Source organism: Benzoatithermus flavus, from assembly GCF_037908215.1.
Taxonomy (GTDB): Bacteria; Pseudomonadota; Alphaproteobacteria; order Geminicoccales; family Geminicoccaceae; genus Benzoatithermus; species Benzoatithermus flavus.
In genome coordinates this window covers 25,033-42,916 of the sequence record NZ_JBBLZC010000005.1, presented here as the reverse complement: position 1 = coordinate 42,916, position 17,884 = coordinate 25,033, and the positions used below count along the sequence as shown (strand labels likewise).

Below are 17,884 nucleotides of genomic sequence, written 5' to 3'. Positions count from 1 at the left end.
ATGGATGCCGATACCGGCGGCGGCCGGTTCGCCAGGAACGTCATGCATTTCGCCCGCGCCTTGCGCGCGGCGGGCCTGCCCGTGGGGCCGGGCCGCGTGCTCGAGGCGCTGAAGGCGCTCGAGAAGGTCGGGATCGAGAGCCGGCAGGATCTCTACTGGACGCTCCATGCCGTGTTCGTGAACCGGCGCGACCAGCGCGAGCTGTTCGACCAGGCGTTCCACATCTTCTGGCGCGATCCCAAGCTGCTCGAGCGGATGATGCATCTCCTCCTGCCCACGCTCGAGGGCGAGAAGGAACCGGTTCCACAGGAGGAGATGAACCGCCGCGTGGCCGAGGCGCTGGCCCCGCCCAAGGCGCCCGGCGAGGGCGAAGACGAGAGCGAGGAGGAGCCGCCCACCGTCGAGCTCGACGCCATCCTCACCTATTCCGCACGCGAGATGCTGCAGGAGAAGGACTTCGAGCAGATGTCGGCCGAGGAGCTCGCGGCTGCGCGTCGGGAGATCGGCCGTCTGCGCCTGCCGATCATGCGGGTGCCCACGCGCCGTTTCGTCCCGGATCCGCGAGGAAGCCGTATCGATCTGCGTCGCACGCTGCGCCAGTCGCTCCGCGGCGGCGGGGCCTCGATCGACCTCGCGCGCAAGGAGCCGCGCGAGCGCCATCCGCCGCTCGTGATCCTGTGCGACATCTCGGGCTCGATGAGCCGCTATTCCCGGATGCTGCTCCTGTTCATGCACGCGATCACCAACGATCGCGACCGGGTGCACAGCTTCCTGTTCGGCACGCGGCTCACCAACGTCACGCGCTACCTGCGCAACCGCGACATCGACCTGGCGCTGCAGCAGATCGGCACGCTGGTCAAGGACTGGGCCGGCGGGACGCGCATCGGCGCCTGCCTCAAGGAGTTCAACCAGGTCTGGTCGCGGCGCGTGCTGGGACAAGGGGCGGTGGTGCTCCTGATCACGGACGGGCTCGACCGGGATGCGGGCCTCGGCCTCGCTGCCGAGATGGAGCGGCTGCACAAGAGCTGCCGGCGCCTGATCTGGCTCAATCCTTTGCTGCGCTTCGACGCCTATGCGCCGATCTCGACCGGAGCCAAGGCCATGATCCGGCACGTCGACGATTTCAGGCCCGCCCACAATCTCAGCAGCCTGCGCGATCTGACCGAGGTCTTGAGCCACCCGCAGGCGCGCCGGGCCGAGGGCTTGAGCGAGTGGGTGGCGGCCTCGCAGACGGGAGTGAGAGCATGATCCCGACCGATGAGCGTCTTCTGGAGCTGGCGGCGGCCTGGCATGCGGCCGGGCGCAAGGTGGCGATCGCCACCGTGGTCTCGACCTGGGGCTCCTCGCCGAGACCCGCCGGCAGCATGCTGATCGTGGACGATCACGGCGAGATGCAGGGCTCGGTCTCGGGCGGCTGCATCGAAGGGGCCGTGATCCGCGAGGCCATGGAGATCATGCAAGGAGCGCCACCCAAGCTCCTCGAGTTCGGCGTCTCCGACGAGCAGGCCTGGGAGGTCGGGCTCGCCTGCGGCGGCCGGGTCCAGGTCTGGGTCGAGGCGGTGGCATGACGCCGGAGCTCCTGAGCGCCCTGAACGAGGCACGCGGCCAGAAGCGGCGCGTCTGCCTCGTGCGCTACCTCGCCGACGGCGGCGAGGCGCTGATCGTGGACGATGCGATCGTGATCGGCGAGGCGCCGCCCGACGTCCTGGCGGCAGCGCGGAAGGCCTTGAGTCGCGATCAGTCGACGGCGGTCGACACGAGCCGGGGCCGTGCCTTCCTTCAGGTGTTCAACCCACCGCTCCGGCTCCTGATCATCGGCGCCGTCCACATCGCCCAGGCGCTCGCACCCATGGCGGCGCTCGCGGGCTACCACGTCACGGTGATCGACCCCAGGCGCGCATTCGCGACCGACAGCCGCTTTCCCGATATCATCGTGACGCTGGACTGGCCGGACGAGGCGATGACGGCGCTCGCCCCGGACCGCCGCACGGCGGTGGTGGCGCTGACCCATGATCCCAAGATCGACGATCCGGGGCTGGATGTGGCTCTCAAGAGCGAGGCCTTCTACATCGCCGCACTCGGCAGCAAGCGCACGCACGCCGGCAGGCTCGAGCGGCTGAGGGCCATGGGCCATGACGAGGCGACGCTCGCCCGCATTCACGGCCCCGCCGGCCTAGACATCGGTGCCGTGAGCCCGGCCGAGATCGCGATCTCGATCATGGCCGAGATGACCCGTGCGCTCAGGCTGGGTGGCAGCTAGGAGCGGGACGATGGCCCTACCCGCGGAGAAGTTGGGCCGAACACCTGCGGAATGGCGGGCCTGGGAGGAGAAGCAGCCGGAGCGGTGGGAGCTCGTCGGCGACGAGCCCACCCTGATGGCAGGCGGCACACCGCGCCACAACGACATCACGATCAATATCGTGACCGCCTTCCGGCGCATGCTGCGCGGCAGCCCGTGCCGGGCCTACACGTCCGACGTGAAGACGATCCACCCCAGCGGCCGCTGGGTCTATCCCGACGCGGTCGTGCGCTACGGCGAGCGGCTCGACCGGGAGGCCGGCATCGAGGACGCGGTGCTGGCGGTCGAGGTGCTCTCGCCGGGAACGGAGAGCCACGACACGCAGAACAAGCGCTGGTTCTACGTCGAGATGCCGACACTCCGGCACGTGCTCTACGTGGCGCAGGACCGGCCGAGGGTGGAGCTCTACTCGCGCGGCGAGAACGGAACCTGGCAGAGCCGCTCTCTGAGCGGGCTCGAGGCGGTCGTCCGCATCGACACGCTCGGGCTCGAGCTTCCGCTCGCCGAGATCTACGACGAGATCCCCTTCCCATCCCCCGCCGAAGCCAGCGCCGCGCAAGCCCAGGTCGAAGCGGCAAGCGACAGCAGCACGATGGCGGCAAAGCCGTAAAGTCCGGCGCTCACCTCGATCCGGCCGATGCCCACCCCCTTGATGCCGACGATGATCACCGCGAGGAGGAAGACCTCGGTCATCGACAGCTTGGCGAGGAGCGACAGCCGGTCGAGGAGCCGCCTTGCGCGGGCGTGTGGGACGCGGTGCCAGACCCAGACGAGAGCGATGCTCTTCACGAGCGGGATCAGGACCGAGAACAGGAGCACGACGGCGCACAAGAGCGGATCGAGCCGCCACAGCTCGACGAGGCCGCTCGCGATCGACACCTCCTGATCCCACAGGAACGGCACGCGCGCCGTGAACAGCGGTAGCCACCAGGCGAGCGGCTGGAGCAGGAAGCTTGCGATCAGAAGCGGCCCGATCAGACGCGCCGCTCCTTCCATCCGCTCCGCCGCGCTGTCCGCCATGCCGCGATTCCTCCTGGTCCGGTACCGCCCCGCTCTCGCCCCGGATAGCTCCGCTCGCTATATATGCGAGGGAACAGCCAGGGACAGGGAATGCGCTTCGATCGCTTCGCGCTCGATGCCGCCGAGGGAGCGGTGCTCGCCCACGCCGTGCGGGCGGACGGGATTCTGCTGAAGAAGGGACACCGACTCTCGGCCGAGGACATAGGCCGGCTGCGGACGGCCGGGGTCGAATCGGTGATGGCGGTGCGGTTCGACCCCGAGGACGTGCCCGAGGACGAGGCGGCGGCCCGCCTCGCCGGCCCGGCCGCCGGTGCCTGCATCGACGTCGCCCCGGCCTTCACCGGCCGTGCCAACCTCCACGGCAGCGCCCGGGGCGTGCTCGTGGTCGACGTCGAGCGGGTACACCGGTTCAACGAGATCGACGAGGCGATCACCTTCGCGACCCTGCCGGCCTACGCCGTGGTCGAGCCGAAGCAGATGGTGGCGACGGTGAAGATCATCCCCTTCGCCGTGCGCAAGGATTTCGTCGAGCGGGCGCTCGCCATGCTCGAGGAAGGCCCCCTCGTCCGCGTGGCCCCGTTCCGCCCCTGGCGCGCCTGGCTGATCCAGACCGAGCTGCCGAGCGTCGCCCAAAAGGTGCTCGACAAGACCGTGCGCGTCACCCGCGAGCGGGTCGAGCACGTGGGCGGCGAGCTGTCGGGCGAGACGCGCTGTCCGCACGAGCCCGAGGCGCTCGCAGCCGCGATCCGGAAGGCCGAGGCTTCGGGCTGCGACATGTTCCTGATCGCGGGCGCTTCGGCGATCACCGACCGGGGCGACGTGCTGCCGGCCGGAATCGAGCGCGCCGGCGGACGGATCCTGCACTTCGGCATGCCGGTCGATCCCGGCAACCTCCTGCTTCTCGCCCGTCTCGGCGAGCGGCCGGTCCTCGGCCTGCCGGGCTGCTGCCGTTCGCCCAAGCTCAACGGCTTCGACTGGGTGCTGGAGCGGCTCGCCGCCGGGATCGAGGTGACCGGCCGCGACATCATGCGCATGGGGGTAGGAGGTCTGCTCATGGAGATCGAATCCCGCCCCCAGCCGCGCGAGGGCGGTGACAGACTCGCAGGCCCGCCCAAAGTGGCGGCCGTGGTGCTCGCCGCCGGCCAGTCGCGGCGCATGGGCGGCCCGAACAAGCTGCTTCTGCCGATCGCCGGCAAGCCCATGGTGCGCCACGTGGTCGAGGCGGCCGTCGCCTCCCGTGCAGCGCCCGTGATCGTGGTGCTCGGCCATCAGCAGCACGAGATCCGCCAGGCACTCCGCGGCCTCAAGGTGCAGTTCGTCCACAACCCCGACCACGCGGAAGGCCTCAGCACCTCGCTCAAGGCCGGGCTCGCGGCGGTGCCGGCCGAGGCCGACGGGGCCGTGGTCTGCCTCGGCGACATGCCGCGCGTGAGCGCGGGCCTGATCGACCGGCTGATCGGCGCCTTCAACCCGATCGAGCGGCGCGCCATCGTCGTGCCGACCCGGCACGGCAAGCGCGGCAACCCGGTCTTGTGGGGCCGCGCCTACTTCCCCGAGATGCAGGCCGTCGCCGGCGACGTGGGTGCCCGCCACCTGATCGGCCGGCACGCCGACGCCGTGGCCGAGGTCGAGACCGAGGACGATGCGGCGCTCCTCGACATCGACACGCCGGAAGCGCTCGCCGCCTTTGCGGGAGCCCAACCATGAGCACGGCCGGGCTCCGCGCCCAGTTCCCGATCTTCGCGGCGCAGCAAGGCACGCCGTTCCACTATCTCGACAACGCCGCCACCGGGCAGATCTGCCGGGCGGCGGCCGAGGCCTTGTGGCATTTCGAGACCCGCGCCCGCGCCAACGTCAAGCGCGGCGTCTACCGGCTCGCCGACGAGGCCACCACCGCCTTTCAGAAGGCGCGCCAGGAGGTCGCGGCCTATATCGGTGCTTCCGACCCGGACGAGGTGATCTTCACGAGCGGCTGCACGCTCGCCATCAACACGGCAGCACATGCCCTCGCCCTCCGGCTCCGTCCCGGCGACGAGATCCTGATCTCCGAGCTCGAGCACCACAGCAACATCGTTCCCTGGCAGATGGCGGCCGCGCGTACCGGGGCCAGGGTGCGGGCGATTCCGGTGACGCCCGAAGGGCGCCTCGCCTGCGACCGGCTCGATGATCTCGTCACCGGGCGCACGCGGATCATCGCCGTGACCCACGCCTCCAACGTCACGGGTGCCGTCACCGACGTCGGAGCCTTACGCGACGCCGCGGACGCGGTAGGGGCCCTGCTGCTCCTGGACGGCGCGCAGCGGGCAGCGCACGGCCCGCTCGACGTCCAGACTCTCGGCTGCGACCTCTACGCCTTCTCGGCGCACAAGATGTTCGGGCCCACGGGTGCGGGCGCTCTCTGGGTCAGGAAGGATCTGCTCCTGGACCTGCCGCCGTTCCTCGGCGGCGGCGAGATGATCCGCAGGGTCGAGATCGAGCGCTCGACCTATGCGCCCCCGCCGCACCGGTTCGAGGCGGGAACACCCCCCATCGGGCCGGTCATCGGCATGGGTGCCGCCGCCGCCTGGCTCGCCACGCTCGACTGGGCGGCCCTGGGCCGGCAGGAGATCGAGCTCACGGCCCGCACCCTGGAGGGCCTGCAGAGCCTGGATGGGGTGCGCATCGTCGGCCCCGTCGGAACGCAAGCGCGCATCGGCGTGGTCTCGTTCGCGGTCGAAGGCATCCATCCCCACGACGTCTGCCAGATGCTCGACGAGTTCGGCCTGGCGCTCCGGGGCGGGCATCATTGCGCGCAGCCGCTCATGGACGCGTTCGACCTTCCCGCCACCGTACGCGCGAGCCTCGCCCCCTACAACGACGCGGCCGACGTGGATGCCCTGATCGAAGGGCTCGATACCGTCATCCGCCGGCTGCGCTAGGTTCCGGACCCATGACGGAGAAGCTCTACAACGACGCGATCATCGCCGAGGCCAAGGCCAACCACGCCCACGGCCGCCTGGAAGCGCCCGACCGCTCGGTCACCTGCGACAACCCTTTGTGCGGCGATCGCATCACCATCGACCTGAAGCTGGCCGGCGAGCGGATTGCAGCCCTCGCCCAGAAGACGCGCGGCTGTCTCCTTACCCAGGCCGCAGCTTCCGTGATCGGCCAGCGCGCCGTCGGCGCCGAACCGGCGGAGATCGAGCGGGCGGCCACGGAGCTGCGCCGCCTCCTCGCCGGCGAGGCCGTGGCGCCGGTCTGGCCCGAGCTCGCCATGTTCGCGCCCGTCAAGGCCGTGAAGAGCCGGCACGAATGCGTGCTGCTCCCCTTCGAGGCGCTCCGCGAGGCCTTGGAGGGAAAGCTGGCCCCTGGCGGCTGAGGCGAACTTGCGGTGGTCTCGCCCTCTCGTGAGACAGGCGGTTCCCCCGAGATTCCCGGATTCCGGAAAGAGCCTTTCAGAACTGGGCACCTTGAAGAAGCCTGGGGTGCTTGGGTCATTGCCCCACGTAAAAAAGTGATCGGCACCGCCCTCTGGACATAGCCGGATGCCGTCGAGGATCAGGCGGTATGAACCCAGCCGACACATGGCGGGCTATCCTCGGAGGAAACCGCAACATCCGGTTCGCGGACCTGGAGCGTCTGGCGGAAGCGTTCGGTTTCGAGTTCGACCGTCAGTCCGGCAGCCACCGGATCTGGCGGCACCCGAGCCACCGACCGGCGAGGCTCGACCTCCGGCCCGACAGGAACGGACAGGCAAAACGCTACCAGATCGATCAGCTCGTCGACATCGTCGAGGAGTTCGGCCCGACGCTGGGGCAGTGACGATGCAACACCACGACCACATCGACCTGTTCTGGTCGGACGAGGACGCCTGCTGGATCGCGGATGTGCCCGATCTGAAGTTCTGCTCGGCACATGGCGATAGGCCGGAAGAGGTATTGGCCGAGGTTCGGATCGCCATGCAGGCGTGGCTCGAGAGCGCTCGCGAGCACGGAGACCCGATCCCCGAGCCACGCTATCGGCCAGCCATCTATGCCACGCGATGGGTGGCTTGAGAGGCCCCGACCGCACCTCAGGGGCGAGCCGCACGCGCTCGACAGCTTCTTCGATCCACTGCCGCAAGACGAGCCCGCGCGCCGGGAGGGTGAGAGCCGAGCGCTTGTGCCTCTGGCTGCAGTCGGGGCTAATGGGATGTTAACCCGGATATTCATGACCGTTACGGCGGACGGCGGCCATCCCGTCCGAGAGGCCGATGTCATCAGGACGCTCGCCGCGGACGCCTGGTAGGCTTCCTCTCCCAAGCTAACGCGAATGCCCATTTCCCGCTGGGGCCCATGGGCCTACCCTCGCATGGACTGACCGCTGTTCCGGGCGGGTGACCAACGGAGGAAGGAGCCATGGCCCGCATCGCGATCCTCGGCCCCGCTGGCCTGCTTGCGCTTGTGCTTGGCAACGCCGAGGCCGACGTCTCGGACAATGTGGTCAAGATCGGCGTCCTGAACGACCAGTCCGGCCCCTACGCCGATGGCGGCGGCCGAGGTTCGGTCGTCGCAACGGGGATGGCCGTCGAGGATCTTGGCGAGGTGGCACCCGGCGTGCGGATCGAGGTGGTCGCCGCCGACCACCAGAACAAGCCCGACATCGGCGCCGAGATCGCCAAGCGCTGGATCGACCTCGAGGGCGTCGACGCGATCGTCGACGTCCCGACCTCCTCGGTGACGCTCGCCGTCAGCGACATCGTCCGCCGGCAGGATAAGGCCCTCCTGGTCTCCAGCGGCGGCTCGGCCCGGCTCACCGGCGACGCCTGCTCGCCCAACACGGTGCACTGGACCTACGACACCTGGGCGCTCGCCCACGGCACCGGCAAGGCGATGGTCGAAGCGGGCGGCGACAGCTGGTTCTTCATCACCGCCGACTACGTGTTCGGCCACGACCTCGAGGCGCAGACCACGGAGGTTGTCGACGCCAGCGGCGGCAAGGTGCTGGGTGCGGTGCGGCACCCGCTGAACACGGCCGACTTCTCCTCCTTCCTGCAGGCGGCAAAGGCGTCAGGGGCCAAGGTGGTCGGCCTCGCCAACGCCGGGGCCGACACCAGCAACGCGATCAAGCAGGCCCGCGAGTTCGGGCTGCTCACCAGCGGCCAGCGGCTCGTGAGCCTGCTGTCCGATATCACCACCGTCCATGGCCTCGGGCTCGAGGCGGCGCAGGGCCTCCGGTTCGTCGAGCCGTTCTACTGGGATCTGAACGAGGGCACCCGCGCTTTCAGCGCCCGCTTCACCGCTCGGTTCGGTGGTCGGCCGCCGAACCAATACCAGGCCGGTGTGTACGCGGCGGTGCTGCACTACCTCAAGGCGGTCCGGGCGGCCGAGACCGATGCCGGGGCGGCGGTGGTGGCGAAGATGAAGGAGCTGCCAACCGACGACCCTTTGTTCGGCAAGGGAGTGATCCGGGCCGATGGCCGCAAGCTCCATCCGATGTATCTGTTCGAGGTCAAGAGCCCGGCCGAGTCGACGGGGCACTGGGATTACTACAAGCTGGTGCGCACGATCCCAGCGGAGGAGGCGTTCCGGCCGCTCGATCGGGGTGGGTGCCCGCTGGTGGCGAAGAGCGGCTGACGGCGGGCTCAGCCGAGCTCGTCAAACGGGTTGGGTGCTGGGCGCCGATCTCGTCTCCCCGCCTGCCGCCCGAATCGCCTCCGCCTTACCGTACCATGCCTCCGGTTGCCTTCGGACATAGGCTAGGATATAATACCTAATCAATCCGAGACGACCTTCTGGGAAGGAACATGCGTCCGGTGAATCGAAAACTGCACGAACGATTTCGAGGAGGCTCTTGTTCTCGATGACCAAGCCGAAAAGTGTTGGAGCTGTCGTTGCGCCAATGGGATCGGGAGCCAGCGCGGGATGCCTGCCACTTCGGCGCCGGGCCCGCCCTGTCTCTGGTTTTCGCTCTATCGGGCATCCGGCCCGTATTCCTATAAACTACTCAACTGCTCCTGCCCCGACCCGAGAACGACCTCTTGCCCGATCACCGGCCTGCCGGACCCGCTGCCGCCTTCCCCCATGGCCCGAGCCGTGCCGCAACCGCCCGCTCACACGACGCTCGCTCGCGTCCCCTTCGCAGGCGGCCGCCCCGAACGAATCCAGGATCGCGAAAATCGCGCTATAACAGCATTTTGCGGTGGCTACGCCGCGTCGGGCTGCCGTTCCGGCCTTGCGGCGTCGAAGGCCGGCAGCGCCTGGCAAGCCTCCTCGACCCGGCAGATGGTCGGGAACGGCACGAGATCGCAGCGATAGCGCCTGGCGTTGTAGAGCTGCGGCACGAGACAGAGGTCGACCAGGGTGACGCTGTCCCCGAAGGCGTAGCGGCCGGCGGTGGTCTTGAGCCGGGCTTCGAGCGCCGCGAAACCCTCGTTGATCCAGTGCCGATACCAGCTGCTGATCTCGCGCTCGTCGAGGCCCAGCCGGTGCTCGAGGCGCTGCAGGACGCGCAGATTGTTCAAAGGATGGATCTCGCAGGCGACGAGTTGGGCCATGGCCCGCACCTGCGCTCGCGCCAGGGGCTCCTTCGGCAGGAGCGGCGGCTCGGGATGAGTCTCGTCGAGATACTCGATGATCGCGAGCGACTGGGTCAGGTGCGCCCCGCCGTCCTCGAGCGTCGGCACGAGCCCTTGCGGGTTCTTGCTCGTGTAGTCGAGCGTGCGCTGCCCGCCGCTCCTGAGGTTGACCGGCACCTGCTCGTAAGAGATCCCTTTGAGGTTGAGAGCGATGCGGACACGGTAGGCCGCCGAGCTCCGCCAATAATCATAGAGCCGCATCCGCGTTCATCCCGCCGCAGGTCGTGGTTGGTCGGTCCGTGCCGCCGGCCTATCTAAGAGGCATCGTGCCGGAAGCGAGGATTGCGCAATGACCGAGAAGATCGTCAAGAGCGATGAAGAGTGGCGGGCGGAACTGTCGCCGGAGGCGTACAGGATCACGCGCGAGCACGGCACCGAGCGCGCCTTCACCGGCCGGTACTGGAGCACGAAGATCCCCGGCGTCTATCGCTGCGTCTGCTGCGGCCAGCCTCTGTTCGACAGCTCGACCAAGTACGAGAGCGGCACGGGCTGGCCGAGCTTCTGGGCGCCGATCGCGGCGGACGCCGTGGCGACCAAGGAGGACCGGAGCTTCTTCATGCGCCGCACCGAGGTCCTGTGCGCGCGCTGCGACGCCCATCTCGGTCATGTCTTCCCGGACGGTCCGGAGCCTACGGGCCTGCGTTACTGTCTCAACTCGGCCGCCCTCGAGCTCGAGCCGCGCGAGGAATAGGAGCCCGCCGACCGACCCGTGCTCTCGATGAGCATCACGCCCGATACCGCCACAGCCGAAGCCCGATCGCCGCCTGTCCGTGGCGCCGATGCTGCACCGCCATGGCGGCGGCCTCTGCCATGGCTCAGGTTTCCGTGACGCCGCGACGATGCGGCAGGGCGGCGTAGGCGGCGAGAAACAGGTCGATGTCGGCGTCCTCGGTGGCCCAGCCGAGGCTGATGCGGATGGCGCAGCGGGCGCGCTCGGGCGGGATGCCCATCGCGGCGAGCACGTGCGATGGGCCGACCTTGCCCGAGAAGCAGGCCGAGCCGCTGCTGACGGCGACGCCGGCGAGGTCGAGCGCCATGAGTTGGGTCGAAGCGTCGAGGCCGGGCGTGAGAAGGCAGGTGGTGTTGGGAAGGCGGTCGGCCGCAGCACCCGCGACGACGGCATCGGGACGGACGGCGCGCGCACCGGCCTCGAGACGGTCGCGTAGAGCACGGATGCGGTGCCAGTCGGTCTCGATGCCCGAGGCGGCGGCGAAGCCCACGATGCCGGGGAGGTTCTCCGTGCCGGCGCGGCGGCGCTGCTCCTGGCCGCCGCCGCGCTGGAGGGGGATAGGATCGAGACCTTCGCGCAGAACGAGAGCGCCCACGCCGGGCGGGCCGCCGAGCTTGTGGGCGGAGACGGTGAGGAGATCGGCGCCGAGGTCGGGGAGCGTGAAGGGCAGCTTGCCGAAGGCCTGGACGGCGTCGACGTGGAGGAGGCAGCCGACGGCGTGCGCGAGCTGCCCAGCTTCGACGACGGGCTGGATCACGCCGGTCTCGTTGTTGGCGAGCATCACCGAAGCGATCGCCGGTCGCCGCTCCGCGAGCAGGCGGGCGAAGGCGGCAAGGTCCAGACGGCCCTCCACGTCGACGGGGACCCGGGCGGCTTCGGAGTCGGCGGCGAGCACGGAAGGGTGCTCGATCGTCGAGACGAGCCGGGGACCGGGAAAGCCCAGCAGCGCCAGATGGTTCGCTTCCGTGCCGCCGCTCGTGAAGATCAAGCGGTCGGAAGCGACGGCGAGCCGCTCGGCGAGCCTGCGGCGGGCGGCTTCGACGAGGCTCCGTGCCGCCCGGCCCTCGCGGTGGATCGAAGACGGGTTGCCGGGAACGGCCATGGCCTCGACCATGGCGGCCACCACCTCGGGGCGGACCCTGGCGGTGGCGTTCCAGTCGAGATAGGCGCGGCGACGCTCGGGCATCGGCCCGGAAGGTCGGGCTCAAGCACCGTGGGCGGCGACCCGGACGGGCTCCCGCTCGGCCTCGCGCTCGCGCCGGTCCAGGCGATCCTCGAGCTCGCGCACCCGCTCGGCCAGGCGCTCGACGCTGCGGGCCACGGGATCGACCGCGCAGCTCGCCGGGCTCGCCCCGTAGGGGCTGAAGCAGGCGGCCTCCTCGCGCACGGGCTGCGGGCCCACCGGCCGGGCCGGGATGCCGACCACGGTGACACCGGGCGGAACCTCCTTGACCACGACCGCGTTCGAGCCGATGCGCGCCCCGTCGCCGACCTTGAAGGGCCCGAGCACGGCGGCGCCGGCGCCGACCACCACGCCGTTGCCGAGCGTGGGATGACGCTTGCCGGGGTCGAGGCTGACACCGCCCAGCGTCACACCCTGATAGAGCGTCACGTCGTCGCCGATCTCGGCGGTCTCGCCGATCACGACCCCCATGCCGTGGTCGATGAAGAAGCGGCGGCCGATCTTCGCGGCGGGATGGATCTCGATGCCGGTGAGGAACCGGCTCACCTGCGAGAGGAAGCGGGCCGTGGTCAGCCAGCCGCGGTTCCATAAGCGATGCGCCGCGCGGTGGAAGATCAGCGCATGAATACCCGGATAGCACAAAATGACCTCGAGCCGCGAGCGCGCGGCCGGGTCGCGCTGAAACACCGCTTCGATATCCTCGCGCAAGCTCTTGAACATCGGTCCTGGCCTGTTATATCACCCGGTCGCTCTCGTGCCGGCCAGGCCCGATCCTGCGCGCCCGCTGTGGGGGTGCTGCCGGGTACGGGCTCTGGCACCTTCGCGACAGAGCGAGCGTCCTGACCAATATACATAGGGTGCGGGTCGGTCAACGTCAGGCCCGGTTCGTCGCGACGACCGCGCGGGGGTCGTCCGGAGCCGACGGGACCGAGCGATCGTGCGCTGGAGACGAGTATGCCCGAGGTGATCTTCAACGGCTCCGACGGGCGGCTGGAAGGCCGCTACGTCCACGGCGAGGGACCGACGCCGCCGCTCGCCCTCATCCTGCATCCGCACCCGCTGCACGGCGGGACGATGAACAACCGCATCGTCTACAGCATGTTCCACATGTTCGCGCGGCGCGGCTTCTCGGTGCTGCGGTTCAACTTCCGCGGCGTGGGCCGCTCGCAGGGCATGTTCGACCACGGCCAGGGCGAGCTGCGCGACGCGGCGGCGGCGCTGGACTGGATGCAGACCCACAACCCGAACAGCACCGGCTGCTGGGTGGCGGGCTTCTCGTTCGGGGCCTGGATCGCCATGCAGCTCCTGATGCGCCGGCCCGAGATCGTGGGCTTCATGTGCGCAAGCCTGCCGGCCAACATGTACGACTTCAGCTTCCTCGCTCCCTGCCCCGCCTCGGGCCTGATCGTGCACGGCGAGCGGGACACGGTGAGCCCGCCGGAATCGGTGGTGAAGCTGGTCAACAAGCTCTCGCAGCAACGCGGCATCACGATCGACTACCACTGCATCGAGGGCGCGGATCACTATTTCAGCCAGCAGATGGACGAGTTCGAGCAGGTCTGCGAGGCCTATCTCGACAAGCGCCTGAAGCCCGCCGACCGGCCGCTGGCGCTGGCGCGCTAGGCCGGCCAGCTCACGAACGCGATCCTCCCTCACGCGAGCAGACGATGACCGGCTTCCGTTCCGAGCTCTTGCGCACCTTCGCGGCGCGCGGCTTCATCCACCAGTGCACCGATCCGGAGGCGCTGGATGCGCTCGCGGCCGCGAAGCCGGTCACGGCCTATGTCGGCTTCGACTGCACCGCCGACAGCCTGCATATCGGCCATCTCGTCAGCATCATGATGCTGCGCCACCTGCAGCGGCACGGCCACAAGGCGATAGCGCTGGTCGGCGGCGGTACCACCAAGGTCGGCGATCCCTCGGGCAAAGACGAGAGCCGTCAGCTCCTCTCGGAGGCGCAGATCGAGGCCAACAAGGCCGGCATTCAGGCCTCGCTCGCGAAGTTCCTCGATTTCGACGGCGACACGGCGATCCTGGTCGACAATGCCGAGTGGCTGGACCGACTCCTCTACATCCCATTCTTACGCGACTTCGGCACGCACTTCACCATCAACCGGATGCTCACCTTCGATTCGGTGCGACTCCGGCTCGAGCGCGAGCAGCCGCTCACCCTGCTCGAGTTCAACTACATGGTGATGCAGGCCTACGATTTTCTCGAGCTGTCGCGCCGCTACGGCTGCGTGCTCCAGATGGGCGGCTCGGACCAGTGGGGCAACATCGTCAACGGGGTCGAGCTCGGCCGCCGCGTCGACGGCCGCCACCTGTTCGGGCTCACGACCCCGCTCATCACGACGGCCTCGGGCCAGAAAATGGGCAAGACCGCCCAGGGCGCGGTCTGGCTCGACGCTACGAAGCGGACGGCTTTCGAATACTGGCAGTTTTGGCGCAACACCGAGGACGCCGACGTCGGCCGATTCTTGCGGCTCTTCACCGAGCTGCCGCTGGACGAGATCGCCCGCCTCGAGGCGCTCGAAGGGGCCGAGCTCAACGAGGCCAAGAAGGTCCTGGCCTACGAGGCGACCAGGCTCTGCCACGGCGTGGATGCGGCGGAAGCGGCGGCCGCGGCGGCGCGCGCGGTGTTCGAGGGCGCGGGCGAGGGCATCGAGGGTCTGCCGGTCGTCGAGTGCGACGCGGCACGGCTCGCGGCGGGGCTGCCCTTCATCGAGCTTCTGTTCCTCTCAGGCCTCGCGGCCTCCAACAGCGACGCGCGCCGGCTCGTGCGCGGCGGCGGGGCCAGGCTCAACGACGAGCGCGTCGACGACGAGACGCTCGTGGTCGACATGGATGCCCTCAGGGGCGGCCACCTCAAGCTCTCGGCCGGCAAGAAGCGGCACGTGCTGGTGCGTCCGGTCTGAGCCTCCTTCAGCGCTGGTCCTGCGGGGCCGCCTCCGGCGGTCCCGTGTCGGCCGTGAGCGCATTGAACAGATCGCGCACGAGCCCCGGCACCAGGGCCGCCAGCGGGTTGACGGCGACGCTGGGCTCGCCGAGCGGGCCTGTCACCGAAAAGGTCGCGGCGATGGCGGCATCCGACTGGCTGCCGGAGAGGATCTGGCCCAGGATCGGGATGCTGCCCAGGATCCTGTTGATGGTGTAGGCCGGCGCCACCGTGCCGTTGATGTCGAGCCGACCTTGCGCGAGGTCGATCACGCCGTCGGCCCGCGCCCCGATGTCGGAGCCCACGAGCCGGGCCTGCTGCAAGAGGAGCCGGCTACCGTCGATCTCGAACGGCACCACGAGCCGGTCGATCGGAACCCCCTTCCCGCTCAGCGCGTTGCCGAGGCCGCTGAACGAGGCGAGCGACACGATCCGGGCGATCAGGGGCGCTCCCCAGAGCGTGAACTCGCGGATCTTGAGCTCGCCTTTGCCGCGTAACGTGGGCCCGCCCTGACGGAGATCGGCGGTGAGACGAAGCTGGCCGCCGCGAACACCGTTGTCGTTGCCCGCGAAGCCGCGGATCAGCCAGCCGGCATCGCTCGAGCGCAAGGCCAGAGCGCTCACGCCATCGCGCGTACCGAGATCGAGCCCGACCTCGCTGTCCTCGATCCGGGCACGAAAGCTGGCACTCTGCCAGATCCCGCCCGCGCGCCGGACCGAGCCCGTGAGATCGCTGAACGGCGCGTCGCCCAGGCGGAGCGACCGTGCGACGACGTCCAGGGCGAGATCGGGCGGGGTGAAGCCCTCTCCTGCTCCGCTCTCGCGGCGGGCCTGGAGCACCGGCCGGAGATCGAGCTGGCCGATGTCGATCCGACCGCGCCAGACGTCGCGCTGCAAGGCCAGATCGGCGGCAAGGTCGCCCAAGGGTGTCCGCAGCTCGCGCAGCGACAGTCGCTCCGGCCGTAGCGGATCGAGCTTCAGCCCCGCCGTTCCTTCTGCTGTGACCCCCGCCGCGTCGAGGCGGAACCGCTCCACGGCGAGCGTGCCCGCATCCGGCTGGACGAGGCGTGCCGAAGCCCTGCCGGGCTGGCCCGGCTGCTTCGTGACCAGGGCCTCGGGCAAGCGGATGCCGGTCGGCTGCAGGTCGAGCGTGAGATCGACGGTGCGCAGCGGGCTCTGCGCCTCCGTCAACGTGGCATCGAAGCCGACCCGGCCGCTCAGCCGCTCCGGCCAGGTGAACCGCAAGGCCCGTACCCCGTCCCGATCGAGGCTGCCGGTGACCATCACCTGACGCCGCGGCCCCTTGCCGGCACCCGGGCTCTCGTGCCAGGCGACGTCGAGCGGCACGCCGTTGACCCGGATACCGCCCCTGATGCTCACGGCTGCCGGATCGGCCGTGAGCATCAGGCTGTCGGCGGCGAGGTCGTAGCCGGGGCGGACATTCTTCACGGCCAGATCGTCGAGCCGGGTCGAGGCCTCGTAGCGGATCTGCTCCGGCCGCAGCCCTTCGCGCAAAGGCAGGCTCAGCGCGAGCCGGGTCGTCTGCCGGCCGGATACGGCCTGCGGCGCGAGCCCCATCGCCTTCGTAAGCTCGATGGGGGGCGCCGCGAGAAGCCGCAGCGCCGCGGGCACGGCGGAGCGTAGATCCAGCTTCGCCGCGAGCTGCGCGTCGCCGGAGCCGATCAGGTTGCGCAAGAGGACCTCGCCGCCGGTCAGCTCGACCTCCCCGCTCCGGCCACCCTCGAGCGCGAGCTGCAGGCTGTCACCGGCGAACCGGCCGGTGCCGGCAAGCGCCGTCGCCGTCGGCAAGGCGGGAAGATAGCGCAGCTCGGCATCGGCGAAGGTGAAGCTGCCGGCAAGACCGAGCTGGTCCGGGTGCGGCCCGCCACGCCCGAGCTCGAGCGAAGCTTCGGACACCCGCCCCCGGCGCAGGTTCCGGCTGGTCCAGGCACGGGCCGCAGCGCCGAGCTCCCGCGGCCACAGCGTCAGGATCTCCGCCACGTCCAGATCCACAGGCTCGATCCGCAGCCGAACGCGCGGCCCGTCCCCCATCGCGGCGATGCGGCCCGACACGGCGAGGCCGTAGCCCTCGCCCTCGACCTCGAGCCGCTCGATCCCGGCCTCGCGCCAGCCCGCGGCGAGCGTCGCCACGAGGCCGGCGCGGCGGATCGGCACGGGCCCGAGCCCGATCTCCGGGAGAGAGAGCGTTGCCTGCCGCGTCGCGAGCTGCAGCCGCGCCGTGCCCGGCTCGAGGGTCGCGGCATCGAACGGAAAGTCGATCCGGCCCGAGACCGGCAGCACCGAGCCCCCCACCGGCAGCCCCGGCACGATCCCGGCCAGGTTCTGCACCGGGAACCGCTCGAGCTCGATCACGACCCGCAGCTCACCGGCAGAACCGCCCGGCTCGGCGGCCAGCTCGATTCTGCCGTCGCCGAAGCGGCTCGCCAGCGACACGCTCCAGCCGTCCTGCCGGCGGCGGAGCCGGAACAGCGGGTCGTCGGCCACGGCACGCCGCCCGGTCGCCTCGTCGTAGAACTGGAGCGAGGGTGCGGTGACGCGCACGAGACGCAAATGCTCCAGGCCCGCGGTCCCGCCGCTCGGGGCAGCATCGCCGAGGAGCGCCTCGAGGCCACCGCTTCCGACCGCGCTGGTCAGCGGAAAAGCGGTGAGCTGGCCGGCGAAGGCCAGAACGAGCCTGCCGTCGGCCTGTCGGACGAGCTCGAGCTCGGGCAGCTCGAGCCCGATCGCGACCGGCTCGATCCGCCGCTCGAGGAGCAGCGGGGCCACGGCCACGGTGACCGCGGCGCTCGGCGCACCGGCGACGAAGTCGCCTGCCGAGCTGCGCACTTCCAGATCCTGGAGCCGCAGCGCCAGGATGCCTTCGCTGCGGGACCACACCAGCGTCGGCGAGCTGAAGCTCACATGGAACGACGAGCCGCGGTCGATCAGCTGTTGCAGGAGCGGCTGGACGGCGGCAAGCGACAGCGGCCCCCGGTCGAGGCGCCACAGGAGCAGACCGGCCGCCACGACCAGCAGCATCAAGAAGGCGAGGACGAGCCGGGCGAGGCGGCGCATGAGGATCGGATACCCGATTGTGGAGCGGTTCACCCGGAAGGATCACGA

The 17,884-nt window shown here is 69.9% G+C and carries 18 protein-coding genes; 13 read left to right on the top strand and 5 right to left on the bottom strand.

Annotation, left to right across the window (positions count from 1 at the left end; all coding sequences use genetic code 11):
* Genes U1T56_RS06500 through U1T56_RS06485 form a run of 4 tightly spaced genes read left to right on the top strand, consistent with a single transcriptional unit; the run spans position 1 to position 2,909 of the window.
* Positions 1-1,248 (top strand): vWA domain-containing protein, encoded by a 1,248-nt coding sequence (locus U1T56_RS06500; RefSeq protein WP_418158640.1) that lies wholly within the window; start codon positions 1-3, stop codon positions 1,246-1,248.
* Entirely contained in the window at positions 1,245-1,568 is a 324-nt protein-coding gene (locus U1T56_RS06495) for an XdhC family protein (RefSeq protein ID WP_418158639.1), read from the top strand. Before U1T56_RS06500 ends, U1T56_RS06495 begins: the two co-directional genes overlap by 4 nt.
* Positions 1,565-2,260: an XdhC family protein gene (locus U1T56_RS06490; RefSeq protein WP_418158638.1), complete on the top strand. Its 696-nt coding sequence runs from the start codon at positions 1,565-1,567 to the stop codon at positions 2,258-2,260. Before U1T56_RS06495 ends, U1T56_RS06490 begins: the two co-directional genes overlap by 4 nt.
* 10 nt (positions 2,261-2,270) lie before the next feature.
* Positions 2,271-2,909 carry a Uma2 family endonuclease gene (locus U1T56_RS06485; RefSeq protein WP_418158637.1) on the top strand — a complete coding sequence of 213 codons (639 nt, stop codon included), beginning with the start codon at positions 2,271-2,273 and terminating at the stop codon, positions 2,907-2,909.
* On the opposite strand, the gene U1T56_RS06480 is transcribed toward U1T56_RS06485, so the two are convergent.
* Positions 2,810-3,319: a paraquat-inducible protein A gene (locus U1T56_RS06480; RefSeq protein ID WP_418158636.1), complete on the bottom strand. Its 510-nt coding sequence runs from the start codon at positions 3,317-3,319 to the stop codon at positions 2,810-2,812. The two genes, U1T56_RS06485 and U1T56_RS06480, sit on opposite strands and share 100 nt — an antisense overlap.
* A gap of 90 nt (positions 3,320-3,409) precedes the next feature.
* Here U1T56_RS06480 and U1T56_RS06475 point away from each other — a divergent pair, with 90 nt between their 5' ends.
* The 6 genes from U1T56_RS06475 to U1T56_RS06450 all read left to right on the top strand — a co-directional run bounded on the left by U1T56_RS06475 (position 3,410) and on the right by U1T56_RS06450 (position 8,913).
* The gene (locus tag U1T56_RS06475; RefSeq protein ID WP_418158635.1) at positions 3,410-5,026 is read left to right on the top strand and encodes an NTP transferase domain-containing protein; all 1,617 of its coding nucleotides are present in this window, start codon (positions 3,410-3,412) and stop codon (positions 5,024-5,026) included.
* Entirely contained in the window at positions 5,023-6,237 is a 1,215-nt protein-coding gene (locus U1T56_RS06470) for an aminotransferase class V-fold PLP-dependent enzyme (protein WP_418158634.1), read from the top strand. Before U1T56_RS06475 ends, U1T56_RS06470 begins: the two co-directional genes overlap by 4 nt.
* An 11-nt stretch (positions 6,238-6,248) precedes the next feature.
* Complete coding sequence (locus U1T56_RS06465; RefSeq protein WP_418158633.1) at positions 6,249-6,677, top strand: iron-sulfur cluster assembly scaffold protein; 429 nt, start codon at positions 6,249-6,251, stop codon at positions 6,675-6,677.
* Positions 6,678-6,865: 188 nt separating this feature from the next.
* Entirely contained in the window at positions 6,866-7,120 is a 255-nt protein-coding gene (locus U1T56_RS06460; protein WP_418158632.1) for a type II toxin-antitoxin system HicA family toxin, read from the top strand.
* Between the two features lie 2 nt (positions 7,121-7,122).
* Entirely contained in the window at positions 7,123-7,353 is a 231-nt protein-coding gene (locus U1T56_RS06455; protein WP_418158631.1) for a type II toxin-antitoxin system HicB family antitoxin, read from the top strand.
* A 342-nt stretch (positions 7,354-7,695) separates the two neighbouring features.
* Positions 7,696-8,913, top strand: a complete 1,218-nt coding sequence (locus U1T56_RS06450) for an ABC transporter substrate-binding protein (RefSeq protein WP_418158630.1) — start codon at positions 7,696-7,698, stop codon at positions 8,911-8,913.
* A 569-nt stretch (positions 8,914-9,482) separates the two neighbouring features.
* Here U1T56_RS06450 and maiA read toward each other — a convergent pair.
* Entirely contained in the window at positions 9,483-10,115 is a 633-nt protein-coding gene (gene maiA / locus U1T56_RS06445; RefSeq protein WP_418158629.1) for a maleylacetoacetate isomerase, read from the bottom strand.
* An 88-nt stretch (positions 10,116-10,203) separates the two neighbouring features.
* On the opposite strand from maiA, the gene msrB reads away from it, so the two are divergent.
* The gene (gene msrB / locus U1T56_RS06440) at positions 10,204-10,605 is read left to right on the top strand and encodes a peptide-methionine (R)-S-oxide reductase MsrB (protein WP_418158628.1); all 402 of its coding nucleotides are present in this window, start codon (positions 10,204-10,206) and stop codon (positions 10,603-10,605) included.
* 124 nt (positions 10,606-10,729) lie between these two features.
* Here msrB and U1T56_RS06435 read toward each other — a convergent pair whose 3' ends face one another.
* Positions 10,730-11,830: a cysteine desulfurase family protein gene (locus tag U1T56_RS06435; RefSeq protein ID WP_418158627.1), complete on the bottom strand. Its 1,101-nt coding sequence runs from the start codon at positions 11,828-11,830 to the stop codon at positions 10,730-10,732.
* A gap of 18 nt (positions 11,831-11,848) precedes the next feature.
* Positions 11,849-12,547: a serine O-acetyltransferase gene (gene cysE, locus U1T56_RS06430; protein WP_418158626.1), complete on the bottom strand. Its 699-nt coding sequence runs from the start codon at positions 12,545-12,547 to the stop codon at positions 11,849-11,851.
* A 234-nt stretch (positions 12,548-12,781) separates the two neighbouring features.
* Between cysE and U1T56_RS06425 the strand changes: the two genes are divergently transcribed.
* Both U1T56_RS06425 and tyrS read left to right on the top strand, forming a co-directional pair.
* Complete coding sequence (locus U1T56_RS06425; RefSeq protein ID WP_418158625.1) at positions 12,782-13,450, top strand: alpha/beta hydrolase; 669 nt, start codon at positions 12,782-12,784, stop codon at positions 13,448-13,450.
* A gap of 44 nt (positions 13,451-13,494) precedes the next feature.
* The gene (gene tyrS / locus U1T56_RS06420) at positions 13,495-14,742 is read left to right on the top strand and encodes a tyrosine--tRNA ligase (protein ID WP_418158624.1); all 1,248 of its coding nucleotides are present in this window, start codon (positions 13,495-13,497) and stop codon (positions 14,740-14,742) included.
* 7 nt (positions 14,743-14,749) lie between these two features.
* On the opposite strand, the gene U1T56_RS06415 is transcribed toward tyrS, so the two are convergent.
* Positions 14,750-17,869, bottom strand: coding sequence for a YhdP family protein (locus tag U1T56_RS06415; protein WP_418158623.1), 3,120 nt, complete (start codon positions 17,867-17,869; stop codon positions 14,750-14,752).
* Positions 17,870-17,884: the final 15 nt, after the last annotated feature.